The sequence below is a fragment of the Streptomyces silvisoli genome (genome assembly GCF_029269905.1).
Taxonomy (GTDB): domain Bacteria; phylum Actinomycetota; class Actinomycetes; order Streptomycetales; family Streptomycetaceae; genus Streptantibioticus_A; species Streptantibioticus_A silvisoli_A.
Genome location: NZ_JARJBC010000007.1, coordinates 23,775 through 43,487, shown reverse-complemented (window position 1 = coordinate 43,487; position 19,713 = coordinate 23,775). Strand labels below are relative to the sequence as shown.

The 19,713-nt window shown below is 71.9% G+C and carries 20 protein-coding genes; 8 read left to right on the top strand and 12 right to left on the bottom strand.

What is annotated here, in order from left to right; translation table 11 throughout:
- Window positions 1-83: 83 nt before the first annotated feature.
- Window positions 84-1,403 carry a hypothetical protein gene (locus tag P3G67_RS13425; protein WP_276093678.1) on the top strand — a complete coding sequence of 440 codons (1,320 nt, stop codon included), beginning with the start codon at window positions 84-86 and terminating at the stop codon, window positions 1,401-1,403.
- A 4-nt stretch (window positions 1,404-1,407) separates the two neighbouring features.
- On the opposite strand, the gene P3G67_RS13420 is transcribed toward P3G67_RS13425, so the two are convergent.
- The 6 genes from P3G67_RS13420 to P3G67_RS13395 form a co-directional block, all read right to left on the bottom strand.
- Window positions 1,408-1,890 carry an SRPBCC family protein gene (locus tag P3G67_RS13420; RefSeq protein WP_276093677.1) on the bottom strand — a complete coding sequence of 161 codons (483 nt, stop codon included), beginning with the start codon at window positions 1,888-1,890 and terminating at the stop codon, window positions 1,408-1,410.
- Between the two features lie 57 nt (window positions 1,891-1,947).
- Complete coding sequence (locus tag P3G67_RS13415; protein ID WP_276093676.1) at window positions 1,948-2,802, bottom strand: DeoR/GlpR family DNA-binding transcription regulator; 855 nt, start codon at window positions 2,800-2,802, stop codon at window positions 1,948-1,950.
- An 80-nt stretch (window positions 2,803-2,882) separates the two neighbouring features.
- Window positions 2,883-5,324 carry a right-handed parallel beta-helix repeat-containing protein gene (locus tag P3G67_RS13410; RefSeq protein WP_276093675.1) on the bottom strand — a complete coding sequence of 814 codons (2,442 nt, stop codon included), beginning with the start codon at window positions 5,322-5,324 and terminating at the stop codon, window positions 2,883-2,885.
- 193 nt (window positions 5,325-5,517) lie between these two features.
- Window positions 5,518-6,120: an Rv1733c family protein gene (locus P3G67_RS13405; RefSeq protein ID WP_276093674.1), complete on the bottom strand. Its 603-nt coding sequence runs from the start codon at window positions 6,118-6,120 to the stop codon at window positions 5,518-5,520.
- 120 nt (window positions 6,121-6,240) lie between these two features.
- Window positions 6,241-7,065 (bottom strand): MOSC domain-containing protein, encoded by an 825-nt coding sequence (locus tag P3G67_RS13400; protein ID WP_276093673.1) that lies wholly within the window; start codon window positions 7,063-7,065, stop codon window positions 6,241-6,243.
- 64 nt (window positions 7,066-7,129) lie between these two features.
- Entirely contained in the window at window positions 7,130-7,615 is a 486-nt protein-coding gene (locus P3G67_RS13395; RefSeq protein ID WP_276093672.1) for a DUF6643 family protein, read from the bottom strand.
- Window positions 7,616-7,811: 196 nt separating this feature from the next.
- On the opposite strand from P3G67_RS13395, the gene P3G67_RS13390 reads away from it, so the two are divergent.
- Window positions 7,812-9,059 (top strand): TerD family protein, encoded by a 1,248-nt coding sequence (locus P3G67_RS13390; protein WP_276093671.1) that lies wholly within the window; start codon window positions 7,812-7,814, stop codon window positions 9,057-9,059.
- A 226-nt stretch (window positions 9,060-9,285) separates the two neighbouring features.
- Window positions 9,286-10,062 (top strand): hypothetical protein, encoded by a 777-nt coding sequence (locus P3G67_RS13385; RefSeq protein WP_276093670.1) that lies wholly within the window; start codon window positions 9,286-9,288, stop codon window positions 10,060-10,062.
- Between the two features lie 112 nt (window positions 10,063-10,174).
- Here P3G67_RS13385 and P3G67_RS13380 read toward each other — a convergent pair whose 3' ends face one another.
- On the bottom strand, window positions 10,175-11,353 hold the full coding sequence (locus tag P3G67_RS13380; RefSeq protein ID WP_391858259.1) for a glycosyltransferase: 1,179 nt from the start codon (window positions 11,351-11,353) through the stop codon (window positions 10,175-10,177).
- Window positions 11,354-11,541: 188 nt separating this feature from the next.
- On the opposite strand from P3G67_RS13380, the gene P3G67_RS13375 reads away from it, so the two are divergent.
- The 3 genes from P3G67_RS13375 to P3G67_RS13365 all read left to right on the top strand — a co-directional run bounded on the left by P3G67_RS13375 (window position 11,542) and on the right by P3G67_RS13365 (window position 13,480).
- Entirely contained in the window at window positions 11,542-12,327 is a 786-nt protein-coding gene (locus P3G67_RS13375) for a glutamate racemase (RefSeq protein ID WP_276093668.1), read from the top strand.
- Between the two features lie 55 nt (window positions 12,328-12,382).
- A complete protein-coding gene (locus P3G67_RS13370) occupies window positions 12,383-12,937 on the top strand; it encodes a hypothetical protein (RefSeq protein ID WP_276093667.1) in 555 nt (184 codons plus the stop codon).
- 66 nt (window positions 12,938-13,003) lie between these two features.
- Entirely contained in the window at window positions 13,004-13,480 is a 477-nt protein-coding gene (locus P3G67_RS13365; RefSeq protein WP_276093666.1) for an NUDIX hydrolase, read from the top strand.
- A gap of 10 nt (window positions 13,481-13,490) precedes the next feature.
- Here the strand turns inward: P3G67_RS13365 and P3G67_RS13360 are convergent, their stop codons facing one another.
- The 5 genes from P3G67_RS13360 to P3G67_RS13340 form a co-directional block, all read right to left on the bottom strand.
- Window positions 13,491-13,895, bottom strand: coding sequence for a PTS-dependent dihydroxyacetone kinase phosphotransferase subunit DhaM (locus P3G67_RS13360; RefSeq protein ID WP_276093665.1), 405 nt, complete (start codon window positions 13,893-13,895; stop codon window positions 13,491-13,493).
- Complete coding sequence (gene dhaL, locus P3G67_RS13355; protein WP_276093664.1) at window positions 13,892-14,563, bottom strand: dihydroxyacetone kinase subunit DhaL; 672 nt, start codon at window positions 14,561-14,563, stop codon at window positions 13,892-13,894. Before dhaL ends, P3G67_RS13360 begins: the two co-directional genes overlap by 4 nt.
- Before the next feature lie 50 nt (window positions 14,564-14,613).
- Entirely contained in the window at window positions 14,614-15,606 is a 993-nt protein-coding gene (dhaK, locus tag P3G67_RS13350) for a dihydroxyacetone kinase subunit DhaK (RefSeq protein WP_276093663.1), read from the bottom strand.
- A 757-nt stretch (window positions 15,607-16,363) separates the two neighbouring features.
- Entirely contained in the window at window positions 16,364-16,672 is a 309-nt protein-coding gene (locus P3G67_RS13345) for an SDR family NAD(P)-dependent oxidoreductase (RefSeq protein ID WP_276093662.1), read from the bottom strand.
- Window positions 16,673-17,044: 372 nt separating this feature from the next.
- The gene (locus P3G67_RS13340; protein WP_276093661.1) at window positions 17,045-18,616 is read right to left on the bottom strand and encodes a Na+/H+ antiporter; all 1,572 of its coding nucleotides are present in this window, start codon (window positions 18,614-18,616) and stop codon (window positions 17,045-17,047) included.
- A gap of 359 nt (window positions 18,617-18,975) precedes the next feature.
- On the opposite strand from P3G67_RS13340, the gene P3G67_RS13335 reads away from it, so the two are divergent.
- Window positions 18,976-19,278 carry a hypothetical protein gene (locus P3G67_RS13335; RefSeq protein ID WP_269856326.1) on the top strand — a complete coding sequence of 101 codons (303 nt, stop codon included), beginning with the start codon at window positions 18,976-18,978 and terminating at the stop codon, window positions 19,276-19,278.
- 113 nt (window positions 19,279-19,391) lie between these two features.
- The gene (locus P3G67_RS13330) at window positions 19,392-19,700 is read left to right on the top strand and encodes an ArsR/SmtB family transcription factor (RefSeq protein WP_269856327.1); all 309 of its coding nucleotides are present in this window, start codon (window positions 19,392-19,394) and stop codon (window positions 19,698-19,700) included.
- Window positions 19,701-19,713: the final 13 nt, after the last annotated feature.

Below are 19,713 nucleotides of genomic sequence, written 5' to 3'. Positions count from 1 at the left end.
CGGGGCGGTTCCGTGACATGCGGGACATCCGGAGCCCCCAGGAACGTCACCCTCCGTACGACCGGCGCCCCTAGCGTCCCGGCATGACTCACGGCCGAAGGCGACTGTCCCGGCTGACCGGGCCGGTGCGACTGATCGTCCAGGCCGCGGCGGCGCTGCTCGCCGTCGGCGCCCTGTGCGCCGCCGCCGTGCTCGGCTTCGGCACGGCGCGCGACGGCACCGCGGCGCTGCGCCGGGCGGTGGTGGACCGGGCCGCGGCCGCCGCCGAACTCCACTTCGCGCTGGCCGATCTGGACGCCGAGCGCGCCGACGAACTCATCCCCGGTCACGCCCCGGGCCGGCCCGACGTCCCGGTCGGCGACCAGGTACTGGCGCTGATCACCGCCAACCAGCGCCGCACCGAGATCAGCGGACTGCTGCGGCAGCTCGGCGGTGATCCCGCCCAAGCCGCCAGGGTGCGGGCGGTGTTCGACGCACTGGGCCGGTACGACGAACTCAGCGGGCAGGTGGAGTACGCCGACGACCAGGACGCCGACCCGGCGGCGGGCCATCCGCCGACCCCGGCGGTCGACCTGTCCGCGCAGGCGGGCGCGGTGATGCGGGACCAACTGCTGCCCGTGGTAGACGAGTTGAGTCAGACCTACCAACGGCAGGCGGCCACACTGCGCGTCCGGGCGCGGGACGCGCAGCGGTGGTACGCCGTCGCGCTGGGCGTCTTCGGGGTGCTGGCGCTGGTCGTGCTGGTGTGGTGGCAGCGGGACCTGGCCGTGCGGTACCGGCGACGGATCAACCCGGCACTGGTGGCGGCCTCGCTCGCCGTGCTGACCGTCACGGTGGTCGGGGCGACGGGTTTGCTGGCGGCCGCGGGCGAACTGGGCCGGGCGGCCGAACGGGGCTTGGGGCCGTGGGCGCGGCTCGCGGAGGCCCGTACGGCGGCGGCCGACGCGGCGGCCGCGGAAAGCCGCTGGTTCGTCCAGGACCCCGGGGCGGGCACCGCCTACCGTGACGACTACGAGGCCCAGATGCGGCGCCTTGACGGCCTGCTCAGCCCCGACACGGGCACCAGCGCGGCCGAACTGCCGCAGTACGCGGCGGCCTTGAAGCCGTTGGCCGCCTTCCGGTCCGATGACGCGACGCTGCGTCGGCTGCTCGCCGCCGGGCGACTCGACGAGGCGGCCGTCGTCCTCACCGATGTGGGACGCGACCATGTGGCCTTCGACTACTGGGACTTCGCCACCCGCCTCGACGGCCTGGAGCAGGCCCGGCGCGCCGACTTCGAGGCGCGGATGGCGTCGGCCGGGCACGCGCTGGACGGCTGGCCCGCGATCCCGACCGGAACGCTGGCGGGCGCCGCGGCACTCGTCCTGGTCGGGGTACGGCCGCGGCTCGCCGAGTACCGGTAGTGGTTCAGGCGGTGGTCCGGGTGACCGCCAGGCGTCGGTCCAGGGTGCGCATCGCGTCCCGGAAGGCATGGCCGAACCCCGGGCGCGCGTACCGCAGCAGCACGCGCACGGACGCCGGCGCGTCCACGGCGAAGGTCCACTGCACCCTGGTGCCGCCGGAGGCCAGCGGAGTGACCCGCCACTCCTCGACCATCGCCTCGACGGCGGGCACGTTCGTCTCGTCCACGCGGTACACGTACCGCTCGTCCGGCCGCGCCTCCAGTATGGTCTCGGCGAAGCGAACGCCGCCGATCAGCCTGATGTTCCGCCCGCCGTCGGTCGGCAGCGCCGAGACCACTGAACGGAACCAGCTCGTCCATCCCTCGGTGTCCTCCGCCAACGCCCGGTAGACGGCCGGGGTTTCGGCCCTTGTTCCGGCCGCGAAGACCAGCCGCACCTGGGCCGAAGCGATGAAGTCCAGCCCCACGGGACGGAGTCGGCGCGCCATGGCGGTACCTCCAGACAGGAAGCGGTCGTTGGCCCCGACACGATACCTGACGCGATATCACATGTCTGGTCGGTCCCGCGCGTCCGGATCGCCCGCGAACACCAGGTCCGCCAGATGCTCGGAGAGCTCGGCGCGCAGCACCTCCGGTATGCCGGCGTCCGTCACCAGCGTGTCGACCTCCTCCAGGGTGGCGAACGAACTCAGGCCCACCGTGCCCCACTTGGTGTGGTCCGCGATCACCACCACCCGGCGCGCCGACCGGACGAACTGCCGGTTGGTCTCGGCCTCCGCAAGGTTCGGCGTGGACAGGCCCGCCTCCACCGACAGCCCGTGCACGCCCAGGAACAGCACGTCGAAGTGGAGCGACCGGATCGCCCGGTCCGCCACCGGACCCACCAGCGAGTCCGACGGAGTGCGCACCCCGCCGGTCAGCACCACCGTCGCGGCGCCCGGGCGCGCCGCCGACTGGGCGCCGCCGCCGACCCGGCGCTGACCGGAGTGGAACACGTCCGCCACCCGCACGGAGTTCGTCACCACGGTCAGGTCCGGCACGTCCAGCAGATGGTGCGCCAGCGCGTACGTCGTCGTGCCACCGGACAGGGCGATCGCGCTGCCCGGCACCACCATGGCGGCGGCCGCCCTGGCAATGGCCTCCTTGGCGCCCTGCTCCAGACCGGACTTCGCCTCGAACCCCGGCTCGTGGGTGCTCGCCTCAGCCACCGGGACCGCGCCGCCGTGCACCTTCTCCACCACGCCCTGGTGGGCCAGCGCGTCCAGATCACGGCGCACGGTCATGTCCGAGACGTTCAGCTTGCGGGTCAGCTCGTTGACCCGTACCCCGCCGCGCCGCCTGACCTCGTCAAGGATCAGGGCGCGCCGCTGCTCGGCCAGGAGGTTCTGGTTGTCGCCCACCTGTTCCCCCGTCCCTTCCATCGATCCGCTGTTCCGCCGACCCGCGGCAGGGCCATCTTCGCACGTGGCGGGTACCGGGCTCAGGGCAGTTCCGGGAGATCTTCCGCGTAGAGCAACTGCAGGTCGTCGTGGGTAGGGGCGGCGAGCTGGGCCACCCGTCCGGCGTGCCGCTCGACCATCGCCTCGAAGGTCAGCCGGGCGGTGCGGCCGTTGCCGAACGTCGGCCCCTTGGGCAGCGCGGTGAAGTACTTCAGCAGCGCCTCGTCGGCGCCCTCGGCCAGCCGGTACTCGTGCTCGTCCGCCTGCGTGCCGACGATCCGCAGCAGTTCCTCAGGGGTGTAGTCGCCGAACGCGATGGTGCGCGAGAAGCGCGAGGCCACACCGGGGTTGGCGGCCATGAAGCGCTCCATCTCGGCGGTGTACCCGGCGACGATCACCACCACCGCGTCGCGGTGGTCCTCCATCAGCTTGACCAGGGTGTCGATGGCCTCCCGGCCGAAGTCGCGCCCGGCGTCCTCCGGCGCGAGCGCGTACGCCTCGTCGATGAACAGCACTCCGCCACGGGCCCGCTCGAATGCCTCCTGGGTGCGGATGGCCGTCGACCCGATGTGCTCGCCGACCAGGTCCACCCGGGAGACCTCCACCAGGTGCCCGGTCTCCAGCACCTCCAAGGCGGCCAGGATCTCGCCGTACAGCCGGGCGACCGTGGTCTTGCCGGTGCCGGGGGAGCCGGTGAAGACCAGATGGCGGCGGAGCGACGGGGCCTTGAGGCCCGCCTCCTGGCGGCGGCGGCCGACCGCGATCAGATCGATCAGCGCCCGTACCTCCCGCTTGACGCTCTCCAGGCCGACCAGAGCGTCGAGTTCGCCGAGCACGTCCTGCGAGGGGCGGGTGCCGGCCCGCGGCGCGGGTGGTTCCGGCCGGCGCGGTTCGGGGATGCCGCCGAGCAGCCCGTAAGAGCGTACGGCGGTCGCCGGTGCGGTGGCCGGGGGTGTGGCGGGGTGCGGAGGGAGGCCGTCGGCGGTGCCCGCGGCGGCGTCCGGGGCGGGGCGCCGTTCGGCGCTCTCGTCGCTGGTGCAGCCCTCGGCGACCGGGCCCGGCTCGGAGAACTCGTAACCGCCACGGGCGCAGCGCTCGGTGCGGCACCGGGTCACGGTGGACCGGCAGCCGTCGATGACGTGGAACCCGTAGCCCCGGCTGCCGGTGACGGTGCAGCCGGTGAAGGTGCCTCGGCCGCCCGCCGAGACGTAGAAGCCGGACTCCGTGGGGTTGTTCACGGTGCACCGCTCGATGGCCGGGTCGGCGCCCTTGGTGACGATCACCCCGGTCGCCGTCTCGTCGATGGTGCACGCGGCGAGTGTGCCCCCGCTGCCGTGGTCGCGGAACCAGGCGCCGGTGGCGGCCTCGCGGATCCGGCAGTCGTCCAACTGGACCGTCGCGCCGTCGCTCACCGACACCGCGGTGTTGCGGACCTGCGAGATATCACTGTCGACAACATCGGCGCGGGAACCGCGGTCCAGCACGAACAGCGCGTCCGGCACGTCACGCACCCGGCAGGAGTCGAAGACCGCGGCGGCCCCGTCGCTGATCCACACCGCCGGATAGTCGCCGGTGCTGTCGTGGATCTCGCACCGGTTGGCGTCCGCCCTGGTGCCCGGGTCCCACACCGACAGGCCGTTGCGGCCGAAGCGGCGCACGGTGGAGCGGGTCAGCGTGAGCACCGAGCGGGAGCGCAGGTCGATCGCGTTCTCCGGCACGTCGTGCACATCGCAGTCGGCCATGGTGAGCACCGCGTCGGTGTCCAGCGTCACTCCGTCGCCGGTGGTGCGGTGCACCTGGCAGTCGGTCAGATAGCCGGTGGCGCGGGCGGCGACCTGGACACCGGTGCCCTTGATCTCGTAGACCTCGCAGCCGACAGCCTCGACCGTGGTGCCGTCACCGGTCACGGTCAGGCCCGCGCCGGTGGCGTGGTGCACCCGGCAGCGCTCCAGGCGCGGCGAGGCGCCACCGCGCACCGAGAAACCGGACTGCCCGGCCGCGATCACCTCGCACTCCTCGAACACTCCGCCGGAGCCGTCGAGCACGCTCACCCCGAGCCCGGCCGGATTGTCGACCGTGCAGCGCTTGACCGTCGGCCGGGCGCCGTCCCGCACCTCTATGCCGACCGCGGAGTGGGTGACCACTCGCAGGTCCTGCAACTCCGGTGCGCAGCCCTCGACCAGCAGCGCGGCGGCGGAGCTGTCCTGGCCCTCGATGTGCAGGTCCTGCACCGTGGCGGAGGCACGGACGGTCAGGGCGACACCGCCGGGCGGGGCGATCCGCACCGAGCCGGGCCCCTCGGCGCCGCGCAGCGTCACCGCCCGCTGGACCACCAGGTTCTCCCGGTAGGTGCCCGGGGTGATCGCCACGACGTCGCCGTCGCCCGCCGCCTCCAGGGCCGCGGCGAGGGTCTCGTACTCGCCGGTGCGGCGCCGCCACCGCGACGTGCTGGTGTGCGTCACCTGAGCCACGCCCTGTGCCATGGTGCTGCTCTGCCCCCCACCTTCTTGCCCTGGGATCCGTCCCCGCGACCGGTGCTCCACCGTAGCGCGCGCCGGAGGTGCCGACGTACGCGGAGAGGCTTGGGAATCAGCACAGTTGGGCGGGTTCGGGTGGACAACGCAGGTCCTCTTCCGCCCTCGGAACGCATGTGATCGCGACGACGTTCCCGTCGCGTCAACCGCCCGCGCCCGCCCGGCCCCAGTCCTCGCTCACCCGGGTCCACTCGCGCGCCCAGTCGGCCAGCCGTCTGCGCATGATCCGCCAGCCCAGCAACTGCCGTGCCCCGCAGACGAGCGCCGCCGCCGCGCCGGCCACGCCGAAGCCCGCGGCGACCGCGTTGGTGGTCGCCGTCGACTCGTCCATCGGGCGCTCGGTGAGCCGCCCGCGCCGATCGGTCCACACCGCCAGCGGATCGCCCACCACGTGCCGGGCCTCGATCCGCACCACACCGGTGCGCGACTCCCCGTCAGGCGTTCGCCAACGCACCAGCGCCACGCGGGTGCCGTCCTGCCCGTGCGCGGCCTCGGAGTCGACCACCGGGGCGCGGTGCCGGTCGACGGTGACCACATGCGCGGTGGTGCGGTGCCGCTCGGCCCGCTGCCGCTGCACGGTGCGCTGGAGGTCGGAGCCCACGCTCTGGCCCGCCGCCAGCCCGGCCAGGGGCGCCCCGACGGCCACCAGGCCCACGGTGACCAGGCTCGCCCACGCCTCGACCACATCGCTGCGGCGCCGTAGCGGATTGCGCCGCCAGCGCCACAGTCCCGGAACCGATCGCATCGCACCACACCCCCTTCGCACGTCCAAGTACCGCACACGGCACGGCGTACGCGCGGGGCGGGCCGCAAGTCGGCCGAAACACCCCACTAAGGGGCGTGACCGCAGCACCGCCTTGACGCGTCACTCCAGCACCGAGAACGGGTCATCCACCCGAACGGTTCCGGGGTGCTCCGGGATCAGGTTCTGTCCGAAGACCAACTTGTCGCCGAACCGGCGGTGTTCGGCGAGGGTGCGCAGCGGTTCCCGGCCGCGCCTCGCGGTCCGCTGGTCGGTGGTGGTCACGATGCAGCGCGAGCACGGTTTGACGACGCGGAAGGAGACCTCGCCGATCCGCACCCGGCGCCAGCCGTCCTCCGCCCAGGGCTCGGTGCCGGTCACGACCGCGTTCGGCCGGAACCGGTCCATGGGCAGCGGCCCCTCGTCGGGGAACCGGCCCCCGGATATGAGCGTGTTGAGGGCGTCCAGCGACGCGGTCGAGGTGAGCAGCAGCGGGTAGCCGTCCGCGAAGCTCACCGTCTCGCCGGGGCGTGCGTAGTCGGGGTCGATCGGGCGGCGGCGCGCCGGATCGTCGAGGTGCACCAGCGCCACCTGGCTGTCCAGGAACGTGCTGAACCAGGCGCCCGCCTCCGGTGCGGCGGGCACCGCCTCCACCTTGTCGCGCCAGATCTGCACCGCGGCGGTGCCGACCGGCTCGGGCACGGCGACCTCCAGCGGCGCCATGCCGGGCGCGCTCACCCGGACCCCGCCGTCCGGCAGCGACTCGGCCTGGATCAGCGTCAGCCGCGGTAGCTGGCGCTGGGTGAGGAACCGGCCCGTGCCGTCCACCAGCAGCCATCGCCGGTCACCGGCGAGCCCCCACGGCTCGACGGCCGCTTCGCCCAGGGTCAGCCCACCGACCGACTTGACCGGGTAGATGTGCAGGGCGCTCAGGTGTGGTGTCCTCATGCGGCCATGGTGCCAGCAGCCGCCGACAGTACGGATGCCACCCGAGCGTGTTCGTGGGACGGGTTCAGTACCCCTGACCGTTGTACGGGCGGCGGTACTGGTACCCGTCGTCCCCGAAGCCGCCGGGAACCTGACGCGGAGGCACCGGGCGCGGTACGACCGGCCGCACCGCCTCGTACCCGGTCGGGGCGGGACCCTGCTGCGGGCCCTGGGCCGGATATCCGCCGGGGTACCCGCGCGGGGCGGTCGCCTGCTGCGGGATGTACGGCGCCGGCGCGGGCTGCTGGGGCTGGTACGCGGCGGGCGGCGTGTTCGGCAGGTAGCCGGTGTACGCGCCCTGCGGGGGTGTGTGGGTGGACGGCCCGGAGGGAAGGGCCGGGAGTGCCGTGAGCGCGGGCAGGTAACTGCCGGAGTCGTACGGCGACGGGACCCGGATGGGTGCGATCTGAGGGGTGCCCCGCTCTGCGACCAGGCTGTCGTAGATGGGGGTGTCCGGGAAGGACGACGAGGCGTAGTAGCCGCCGCCGTAGGTGCCGCGGGGGGTGGTCATGCTCCATAAGTTAAGCCCACGATGTGCTGGATGGGGAGTCCGGTAAGAGGGTTGTTTGAGGCTCCGCGAGTGAACGTTGATCCCCAATGCGATCGAAACTGTGAAAATCGGTCGCGGGGCGGCGTTCTGATCGTGTAAACGCCAGCCTTTAAGGGGAGTTGCCGGGGGTGTCCCGGGCTGTACGAAGGGGGAGTTCATGTCCATGCCCAAGGGGTCCAACGTGCCCGTACCCGCGCGGCCGCTGCGGGTGGAGTTCGGTTGGCGCACGGGCCCCGGTGCGCCGCGCACCGAAGCCTGCGCGCTGCTGCTGGCCGACGGGCGGGCGGACGTCGTCGGGTACGGCCGGGCGCATCCGTCCGGAGGTGTCCGCCACGAGGGCGCGCGGCCGGTGGACGGGGAGCGGGTGGACAGCCTGCTGGTGGATCTGACACGCGTTGAGCAGGGCCTGGACAGGGTCGTGCTGGTCGCCTCCGTGGACGGTGGAACGTTCGGCCAACTGCCCGGAGCGCGCGTCCGGGTGACGGACGCGGTGGCGGGCGAAGAGGTCGCGCACTTCGAGTGCGCCGACACCACCGTGGAGTCGGCGCTGGTGCTGGGGGAGTTGTACCGGCGCGCCGGGCAGTGGCGCTTCCGGGCCGTCGGCCAGGGGTACGACACCGGGCTGGCCGGGCTGGCGGCCGACTTCGGGATACCGGCGGACGCGTTCGTGCCGTCCGAGCCCCAGGTGGCGCCCGAGCCTGTGCCCGCGCCCCCCGCCACCTCTCCGCAACCCCTGACGCCTCCCGCGCCCTCCGCGCCCCCCGTGCGGCTCACAAAGGTCACCCTGACGAAGGACGCCCCCTCCGTCTCCTTGACCAAGCAGGGCGGTACCTCGGGCGCCATGCGGGTCAATCTCAACTGGCGGATGCGCGAGCAGCCGAGGGGCTGGCTGCGCAAGGCCGGGCTGATGGGCTCACAGGCCGCCGAGATCGACCTCGACCTGTGCGCCCTGTACGAACTCACCGACGGCACCAGGGGAGTTGTGCAGGCGCTGGGGAACGCCTTCGGTGCGGTCGACCGGCCCCCGTACATCCAGTTGGACGGAGACGACCGCACTGGCGCGGTCGACAGCGGCGAGAACCTCACCATCAACCTCGACCACCGGCACGCCTTCCGGCGGATCCTGGTCTTCGTCACCATCTACGAGGGCGCCCGCAGCTTCGCGGGTCTGCACGCCACCACCACGCTGCGGCCGGAAAGCGGCGCGCCGGTCGAGTTCTTCCTGGACGAGTGCACGGTGCCGTCCACCGTCTGCGCCCTGGCCCTGATCAGCAACGATGGCGGGGAACTGGTGGTGCGTCGGGAGGCCCGGTACCTCGTGCCGCGACCGGGCGTGAGCCCGCAGCGCACCGTCGACCAGGCGTACGGATGGGGCATGAACTGGACCCCGGGGCGCAAGCACTAGTCCATCTGGTGTGCCGTCAGAGAAATTTCTGACGGCGCTTTAGTGCGCCTTTGAGCAGGGGAAATGTCATGTTTTAGAGGTGAGTGCCAGATCTTCTTCACTCTTATGCCGATCTTAAGTGGCGGGTCGTCAGGTGCCTACATATCGTCAGATATGACGGGGCGTAGTTATCTGGCTACGCAGGCGGTATGGGTCTGCGGCTGCGCCCGGGAATCGGAGATCACACATGCGCACTATGCGCCTGGCAACCGCAGCCCTCGTGGGCGCGGCCTCAGTCATCAGCCTCACGGCTCCCGCGTCGTTCGCAACCGGCGACGACAACGACCATCACCGGCGTGCTCACATCCGGGTCCACCCCAAGGTCGCGTGGTCGGGCGAGCGGGTCCACGTCCGGGTCCGCTGCCCCAGGGCCCAGGCCGACGACGTCCGTACCATCCGCGCCTTCTCCGAGGCGTTCCGCCGCGACCACATCACGCTCCACCGCGACGGCATCTTCCGCGACCACGACCACCACGACGGGCGCAACCGTGACGAGCGGCTGTACGTGGGGTCCGGCAAGGTCGAGTACAAGCACTGGGGCCACCGTCGCGAGGCCGACCGCGACGACCGCTGGGGCGGCTGGACCGGCCCCAAGCGTCACCACCGTCACCACCGTCACCACCGTCGTCACCGCAGGCACTTCCTGATCACCGGTCGGTGCCCGCACGACGGCTTCTTCCGCACCCACATCCAGGTCATCGAGCGGCGTCACCACCGTCGTCACCACCACCACCACGGCGGTGGCGGTTACGGCGGCGGCTACAACGGTGGCGGCTACAACGGTGGCGGCTACAACGGGGGCAAGCGCAGTGGCGGCAGCTACCCCAGCGGCGGCGTCAAGGCCGGTGAGGGTGGCTCGGTGAACAACGGCAACGCGCTGGAGACCGGTGCGGGCGGTGCTCTCGCCGCCGCGGCCATCGGTGGTGGCGCCTGGGCGCTGCGCCGTCGCCGTACAGGCGAGTGAGTCCTGGGTAACGACAGGACGGCACGCCTGACGAACCGTTTCCTCCGGCATCCATGAAACGTGGCCGCCCCGGACCTCTGGTCCGTGGGCGGCCACGTGCCGTGTTCCGGCCCTATCCCCGCTGGTCGGGTACCGCAGCGGGGTCGGGGCGCGGGTAGGTACGGCCCTTCCAGGCGGCGCCCCGCCCCCGGTAGTGCTGCACCGCCGAGTCGGCCGTCATCGCCGCGTACAGCAGCGCCGTCAACGGCAACAGCGGTGCCAGCCACAGCGGTTGCCGGTAGTAGCGCAGCATCGGCAGATAGCTGGCCGTCATCAGCACCCACGCCCCGAGGCCCGCCGCGTACACCGCCGCGTTCCCCGCCGCCGCGCCGCCGACCGCCGCGACCGGCGGCACCAGGTAGACCAGCAGCAGACCGGCGAGCGTGCCGGCCAACAGCAGCGGGTTGTGCCGCAGTTGGGCGTACGCGCTGCGGGAGACCATCCGCCACAGCTGCGACAGCCGCGGATACGGGCGTACGCTGTCCACCCGGTCGGCAAGCCCCAGCCAGAGGCGGCCACCCGACCGCTTCACCGCGCGGGCCAGCGCCACGTCGTCGATCACCGCCTGGCGGATCGCCTCCGGGATCCCCGCCCGCTCGGCCGCGGCGCGCCGGACCAGTACGCACCCCCCGGCCGCCGCCGCGGTGCGGCCGGACCGGTTCACCCAGCGGAACGGGTACAGCTGGGCGAAGAAGTACACGAACGCCGGAACGATCAGCCGTTCCCAGGCCGTCGCCACCCGCAACCGCGCCATCTGCGAGACAACGTCCAGGTCCGAGCCGACCGCACCAGCCACCAACTCCCTCAGCGAGGACGGCTCATGGGCGATGTCGGCGTCCGTCAGCAGCAGGTACTCCGCCCGGTACGCGGCGGACGCGGTCGCCATCCCGTGCCGTACCGCCCACAGCTTGCCGGTCCAGCCCGCGGGCGGCTCGCCCGGCGAGGTCACGGTCAGCGGCAGCCCGCCGTGCTCGTCGGCGAGGGCGCGGGCCAGCGCGCCCGTGCCGTCCGAGCTGCCGTCGTCGACCAGGAACACCTCCGCCCGGCCCGGATACTGCTGCGCGAGCAGTGAGGGCAGGCTGACCGGCAACACATGGGCCTCGTCCCGCGCCGGCACCACCACGGCCACCGTCGGCCACGTGTCCGGTTCCGCGGCGGGTGGCAGGCGCACGTCGGTGCGCCAGAAGAATCCCTGTGCGAGCAGTAGCCACAGCCAGCAGAGCAGTGAGACAACAGCGATCACGGTCCACAAGGTCACCGGCGCAGTCTGCCCCACTCCGGTCCGCTCCCGCGCCCACGGCGGGCGGACCCGCGCCTGCGAGGCGGGCCATGAGCAGACAAGACGATCTATTAGAGTTGCCGGGGCGCTGTCCGGCCGGACGGCCCCTGATGGCCAGGTCGGACCGCAGCGACAACACGACACCGGGAGGCACGCCGACAGTGAAGATCGCGCTCATGGACTCCGGTATCGGTCTGCTGGCGGCGGCCGCGGCGCTGCGCCGACTTCGTCCCGACGCCGACCTGGTGCTGTCCTCCGCCCCCGCGAGCATGCCGTGGGGTCCGCGTACCCCGCAATATGTCACCGAGCACGCGCTGGCCTGCGCGAAAGCCGCCGCCGCGGAGCGGCCGGACGCGTTGATCGTGGCCTGCAACACCGCTTCCGTGCACGCCCTGCCCGCGCTGCGGCAGCACTTGGAGCCGGACATTCCGGTCATCGGCACGGTTCCGGCCGTCAAGCCCGCCGCGGCGGCGGGCGGCCCGGTGGCGATCTGGGCCACCCCGGCCACCACCGGCAGCGACTACCAGCGCGCTCTGATCGCCGAGTTCGCCGACGGGGTACGGGTCACCGAGGTGGCCTGCCCCGGCCTCGCCGACGCCCTGCAGAACGCCGACGACACCGCGATCGACGCCGCCATCGCCTCCGCCGCCCAGCGCACCCCCGGCGACGTGCGCTCCGTCGTGCTCGGCTGCACCCACTACGAACTGGTCACCGACCGTATCCGTGCCGCCGTCCAGCCGCCGACCGCGCCCGAGATCGTCATGTACGGTTCGGCCGACGCGGTCGCGGCCCAGGCGCTGCGCCGGATCGGTGCCGCCCCCGCGCCCGACGCCGAGCCCACCGGCGGCCTCACCGTCCTCCTCAACGGTCGCCCGGAACCGCTGGAGGCCGCGGCACTGGCCTACGCCGAGGGCCGCGAGCTCGCCGGGGCGGCCGCCACGCACTGAGCGCGGTTCCGCACACTGAGTGCCGAACCGCCGCACTCCGAGTACGCTCCGAGACATGGACGACTCCCGCAGCGCAGGAGCCGCTGGCCCCGTGCCTGAGGTGTGGACCGGACACGCCACCAACCGGGTCCAGTGGCTGCTCGCCGCCGCGGGCGCCGGGTGCGTGGCCCTGGGCATCGAGCTGGCCGTCGACTCGGCCTGGACCTCGGGGATCGCACCGCTCGCCATGTCGGTGGTCGGCTGCCTGGCGGCCGGGCTGCTGGTGCTGTTTGGGACGATCGCGTTCACCCATGTGCGGGTACGGGTGGACCGCGAATGCCTTGAGGTGCGGTGCGGCCACATCGGCCTGCCACGCCGCCGCATCCCGCTGGACCAGGTGGACTCCGCTCATCTCGCGCCGTCGATCAGCCCGCGGCACTGGGGCGGCTGGGGGTACCGCTGGCGGCCCGAGATGGGCACCGCCGTAGTGGTGCGGCGCGGGCCCGGCCTGGTGCTCGATCTCGGCGACGGCCGCCGGTTCACCGTGACGGTGGACCACCCGGAAGACGCACTGCTGGCGATCCGCGCCCGGTTGCGGAACCCCGCCTCGCGGGCACTCGGCGACGTCTGAACCGCCACCACCCGTCGGCCATCCGCATGTCGGCTTCCTGACAGCTACTCCTCTTATGCTCGGCGGGTGGCCATACCTGAATTCCTGCGCGAACTGAGGGCCAGCATCGGCCAGAAGCTGGTTTTCCTGCCCGGCGTCTCCGCCGTTGTCCTGGACGACCGGCGGCGGGTTCTGCTGGTGCGCCGATCGGACAACGGTCAGTGGACGATCGTCGGCGGCATCCCCGAGCCCGGCGAGCAGCCCGCCCAGGCGGTGGTGCGCGAGGTGTACGAGGAGACGGCGGTGCGCGCGGTGCCCGAGCGGGTGATCAGTGTGTTCGCCGAGGAACCCACCGTCTATCCGCACGGCGACCAGGTGCAGTTCATGACGATCTCGTTCCGCTGCCGCGCGGTGGGCGGCGAGGCGAGGGTCAACGACGACGAGTCCATCGACGTCGGCTGGTTCGGCCTCAACGAGCTGCCGCCGCTCGGCGACGGATGCCTCACGCGCATCCGGATGGCGTTGGGCGACGAGCCGACGTGGTTCGACAAGCCGGTCGGCTAGCGGTCGTCCGTCACGTCTTGCGGTAGCCGTAGGCCTCCTCGGCCGCCGCGGTGACCGCCTCGCTGTCACCGCCCGCCGAGGCGGTGACCACGGCGCCCACCGCACCCTCCAGGAAGGGCGCGTCGGCCAGCCGGGTGCCGTCCGGCAGCTCCTTGTCCTCCAGCAGGGCCTTGACGGTCAGTACCGCGCTGCCCAGATCGGCGATGACCACCACGCCCGCGCCCGTATCGACCGCGCGGACCGCCCGCTTGATCAGCTCCGCGCTGGTTCCGATGCCGCCGTCCTCGGTGCCGCCCGCCGCCGCCACCGCGGCCGTGGCGCCACCTGTCGCCAGACAGCGGGCCATCTGCGCGACCGACGTGGCGACCTCCGCGCTGTGCGACACCAGGACCACACCCACCTGTCGCCCCGTCATGCCGCCCCCGCCTCCGCCGCCTCGGCGAACGCGGCGATGAGCAGCGCCGCCGACGTCGCACCGGGATCCTGGTGGCCGATGCTGCGCTCGCCCAGGTAACTCGCCCGCCCCTTGCGCGCCAGTAGCGGCACCGTCGCCGCGGCGCCCTCGTCCGCCGCCGTACGGGCCGCCGCCAGCGCCGCCAGCAGCCCGGCACCGGAACCGAGTGCGAACCCCATCGCCTCGACCGCCGGGTACAGGGAGTCCAGCATCGTCTTGTCACCCCGCTCGGAGCGGCCGAGCTGGGCCACCGCGTCCACCCCGGACCGCAGGGCGACGCACAACTCCTCGGGGGTGGCGGTCGGTTGGTCGCCCAGAGCCTTGCCCGCCCGGCGCAGCAGCGTGCCGTACAGCGGACCGGCGGCGCCGCCCACCGAGCTGATCAGCTGCCGCCCCACATGGGTGAGGACCTCGCCGGGGGTGTTCGACGGCTCCTTCTCGACGGCGGCGGACGCGGCGGCGAAACCGCGCTGCATGTTGGTGCCGTGGTCGGCGTCGCCGATCGCGGAGTCCAGTTCGGTGAGCCAGCCGGACTTGCGCTCGATCGCCGACGTCGCCAGGCTCAGCCAGCGTCGTACGAACGCGGTGTCGACCAGCGGATCGGGGGTGCCAGCTGCGGATGTGTTCATTTCCGGATGCGTCCCTCCTGTTGTACGGGATCGGTCGTGCCAGAGGTGTCTCAACAGCCCCAGCGCAGCGCGGGCGTACGCACCGGCGAGTCCCACAGCCGCAGCAACTCGTCGTCGGCACGGCACAGGGTGACCGAGGCGCCCGCCATGTCGAGCGAGGTGACGTAGTTGCCGACGAGGGTACGCACCACCGGCACCCCGCGCTCGCCCAGCGCCCGCCGCACCTCGGCGTTGAACCCGTACAGCTCCAGCAGCGGGGTTCCACCCATCCCGTTGACCAGGAGGAACACCGGGCCGTCCGGCCGCAGGTCGGTCACCACGGCGTCGACGGCGGCGTCCGCGATCTCCCCCGAGGTCATCATCGCGCGCCGCTCGCGGCCCGGCTCGCCGTGGATGCCGATGCCCAACTCCAGCTCGCCGGGCGGCAGATCGAAGGTCGGTCCGCCCTTGGCCGGGGTGGAGCAGGCGCTCAGCGCCACGCCGAAGCTGCGGCAGCCGTCGTTGACCCGCTGGGCGAGGGCGGCCACCCGGTCCAGCGGCGCGCCCTCCTCGGCGGCGGCGCCCGCCAGCCGCTCCACGAACAGCGTGCCGCCGGTGCCGCGCCGCCCCGCCGTGTAGAGGCTGTCGGTGACCGCGACATCGTCGTTGACGATGACCTTGGCGACCTGTACGCCCTCGTCCTCGGCGAGTTCCGCGGCCATGTCGAAGTTGAGCACGTCACCGGTGTAGTTCTTGATCACGAACAGCACCCCGGCCCCGCTGTCCACGGCCGCCGCGGCACGCGCCATCTGGTCGGGGACCGGAGAGGTGAAGACCTCGCCGGGGCACGCGGCGTCCAGCATCCCCCGGCCCACGAACCCCGAGTGCAGCGGCTCGTGGCCGCTGCCCCCACCGGAGACCAGCGCCACCTTGCCCTCGACGGGCGCGTCCCGCCGGACCACGACGCGGTTCTCCACGTCCACCGTCAACTCCGGATGCGCCGCGGCCAGCCCCCGCAGCGCGTCGGTGACCACCGTCTCCGGCACGTTGATCAGCATCTTCATGTGGGCCTCCACCTAGCTCGGGGACCGCGGCCGTGACTAGCGTCTTCGCAGGTCGTGGTCTGTTTTTGGGGTTCGTGGTCTTGGCGGTCCGCCGTGCCCTGACGCGCCCTCCGGCAGGGCCGGTGCTGACTCAGTGCCTGACTTGCCGACAATCCATCAGGTGCTGGTGTGCGGTCAAGGAACCTTCACACGTGTGGCTACAGACAGGGGCGGCACGTGCTCACCTCCAGGGTAGGCAGGGAGTGCCGGGGAGCACGCTCCGCGGACCCGCGTGCACCGGTTGGACGACGAGGGGGAAGCCAGGGCGGAGCTGACGATGAGGTGGCCGTGACTCTCGGACCACTGCCGCTCCCTGGTGGTGAGGAACAAGATCCACGAACCGGATGCCGCCGTTCGCCCCTACAGGTTCGCCTCCTCCGGGGCGCTGCGGGTGGCGGATACGAACAACCGGCGGCGAATTGTTCCGCTACGCGGGTGCAGCCCGGCCGCCATGAGGAGGGCCAACTCCAGCCCGTGCCGGGGACTATGGCCACTATCTGACCCTGAAAGCGCAGGGCCGGAGCAACTCCTGCATGCGCGGGAGAGCCGCTGCGACTCCCTCGATCGGATGCCGTCGTCATTCGCAGGCAGGTACCGTGGCCGAGGGCGCCGTGCGTAAGAAGTCGGCATTCTGCCGACCCCTTACTGGCGTTGGGGGTGTGGCTGGGCAGCGCCATGCGCAGAGGTGGACGCCTCGACGCCGAGATCCTCGGTGGCGTCAAGGTTCCGGGAAGACTGCCTCACCGGGCGTTCCTTCGGTGCCGGCGTTGTCGAGGGCGACATCGAGTCGCCCGAACCGCTCGACCGCACGGTCGACGAGGTTCTCCACATCGCCGTCCGAGCGGACGTCGGCACGCACGAACTCGGCTTGCGCGCCGAGGTCGCCAAGCTCCCTGGCGAGCTGCTCGCCGACGTCATCGTGACGGCCGGAAACGACGAGATTCGCGCCCTGACGGGCATAGGCCAACGCAGTTGAGCGGCCGATACCGGTGAGCGCGCCCGTAATGAGGACGACGGGAACAGGCACGTGCGAAGGTCCTTCCTGCGAGCAGACAAGTGAACGGCAGTCGAGCGGTCAGCAGCCCGCACCGGGCTCTCTTCCGGCCGGGGCGTACCCGTGTGAGGAAGCTGTCCCCGCCCGACGGTGGTCATAGGGGAGGCGGCTATGGCACCCCTCGAAAGGCCGCACTTGATGCCCCATATGCCCCATGGGGGCCACACTTTGTTCGCCGTGCAACCAGGCGGGGAGCAAGAGCACGTGCGGCCGATTGCCACCACGCTTGCCCCCTCCACCAGCGAGGTCGAGGTCCGCAACCGCACGCCACCGTGCGTAGGGGTGGCAGCGTGCCGCGCCGGTGCTTCCTCGCGCGCCGTGGTACCGGGCGTCGTACCGGGGGAGTCAGCCGCCGAGGCTGGCTTCCTCCAGGTCGAGTGCGCGTTGGAGGCGGCGACGGGTGGTGTTGCTGATCTTGTTCGCCTCGTACAGACGCTGGAGTTCGGCCGTTTCGACGGCGATCAGGGCGCGGCGTATCTCACGGTAGGCGTCGGCGGGTCGGGTCGCTGTGTCGTCCGTGTCGCCGTCGGTGCTGCTGTCGTCGTTGGCTTGTTGGATGCGGGCTTCGAGGTGGCGATGGAGCTGTTTGAGGGCGATCTGCGGTGCGGCGTCGGCGGTTTCGATCTGTTCCAGCTCCGCGAGGGCGGCCCGGGCGAGGTGGTGTCGTGCCTGGGCTTCTTCGCGAGCGGTGTGTTGGGGCTCCAGGGCGATGCCGGAGCGGCGAACGACGGGCGCGAGCGTGAAGCCCTGGACGACAAGGGTCAGCGCGATGGTGCCGGTGGTCAGTGTCAGGATCAGCGCCCGGTGCGGCAGCGGGGCGCCGGAGTGGGTGGTCAGCGGGATGGACAGCGCCGCGGCCAGGGGCATCACGCCGCGGGTGCCGGCCCAGGACAGGACGGCCGGAACCCGCCAGGAGATGCGATTGTTGCCGCGCCGGTACTGCATGAGCGCGGAGAGCGGGAAGACCCACAGCAGGCGGAGCGCCAGCACGGTGAAGGCCACCGCGGGCACCCACAGCGGCCAGCCGCGCTCATCGGCGGCGAGCTCGCGAACCTGGGTGGGAAGTTGCAGGCCGATGACGGCGAAGACGACGCTCTCCAGCAGGAAGACGACGGTGTCGTAGACGGCGTGGATCTGCAGCCGTATGGGGGCGTTGGTGAGTTTGTGGCCGGTGCTGCCGAGTATGACCCCGGCGACGATGACCGCGGTCACCCCGGAGGTGTGCAGGTCCTCGGCCAGCACGTACGACGCGTACGGAGTGACCAGTGCGATGACCGTCTCCAGCACCGGGTCCTCGGTACGCCTGCGAACGAGCACCACCACCGCGGCGACGGCGCCGCCGATGAGGGCCCCGCCACCGCCGAGCACGACGAACTGCCCGGCGGCCGAGGGGATGGACACCGCACTCGCGGTCACCGCCGTGGCCACCGCGACCTTGTACAGCACCAGCGAGGTGGCGTCGTTGAACAGACTCTCGGCCTGCACCATCGCCTGAACACGCGGCGGCAGCGACAGACGGCGCCCCAGTGCCGTCACGGCCACGGGGTCCGTGCTGGCCAGGATCGCGCCCAGGACGAACGCGGTCGCGGGGGACAGCGGAGTGAGGGCCGAGGCGATCATGCCGACCGCTGCCGCCGAGGCCAGGACGAGGCCGAAGACCAGCACGGTCACCGGCCGCCACACCGCCCGCAGCTCCCGGCTGGACATCTCCTCGGCCGAGGCGTACAGCAGCGGCGGCAGCACCAAGACGCTGATCACTTCGGGCGCGACGTGGATGTTCGGCACCCACGGCAGGAGTCCGATCCCGAGTCCGGCGACGACCAGCAGTGACGGGGCGGGAAGCCTCCAGTGCCGGGCCCCTGTCGCGACCGCCGTGGCCAGCACCACGAGCAGCAGGACGATGGTCAGGCCGGTCATTGAACTCCCCCGTCGGTTACGCCGTATAGCTCTTTACCGACCAGACTTCCCGGCACACCGATAAGAACCTTATAGGACTTTAACGGCCCTGACCTCTCGTGTTCCCGAAAGCACGTATCCGCACGTACGTTCGGTCAAGCTGCGGCCAAGGTCCTTGACGGGCGGCTGCGGACCGGAAGGCGCGGCGGGTGGGGGTGGGGCATCCGGGGGAGCGTCGAACGCCCGAAGGCCGATGCCGCACTTGTCAATACATGCAGACATAGCTATATGCTTAATCATGAATCCGCAGCGAGCCGCCATCTCGCCGTTGGGCCTACGTCTCACGGTCGGTGTGGCGCATATAGGAGAGGGGGTCCCCGATGTCTGCCGCAACGCTGCACCGCACCCACGAAGACCACCCCCACGCCCACGGAGAGGGCTGCGGGCACGTCGCCATCCCCCACGGCGATCACGTGGACTACGTGCACGACGCCCACATCCACCGGGTGCACGGTGATCATGTCGACGAGTGCGCGTCCGCTGAGCACGCCGTCCACGAAGGCCACGAACACCGCCACGAGGCGGGGTGCGGTCACGTGGCCGTGCCGCACGAGGACCACGTCGACTACATCCACGATGGGCACCGCCACGCCAGCCACGGCGACCACTGGGATGACCACTGACGGACACAGCACGACAGGGGCGGGCCGGGGTCGATCACCCCGGGCCGCCCTCGTGTCATCTGGGCCTCGCCGAAGGGCAACTGAACTCCATTGCCATGTACTAAGGTATGCATATGGCGATGGATCCGGACTTCGGGGAACCGCTGGCCGATCTGCGGGCGGCCAGCGAACTGCTGCGCGCGCTGGCCGCCCCCGTCCGCCTGGGGATCGTGCGCGAACTCTCCACCGGCCACCGGCGGGTCCACGAACTTGTCAACGCTCTCGGGGTGAGCCAGCCCCTGGTATCCCAGCACCTGCGGGTGCTGCGCACCTCGCGGATCGTCACTGCCCACCGCAAAGCCCGTGAGATCGAGTACTCCCTCACCGACGAACACATCGCCCACATCGTCCTGGACGCCATCCGCCACGCCGCCGAGAACTGAAGCGCTCCCGGTC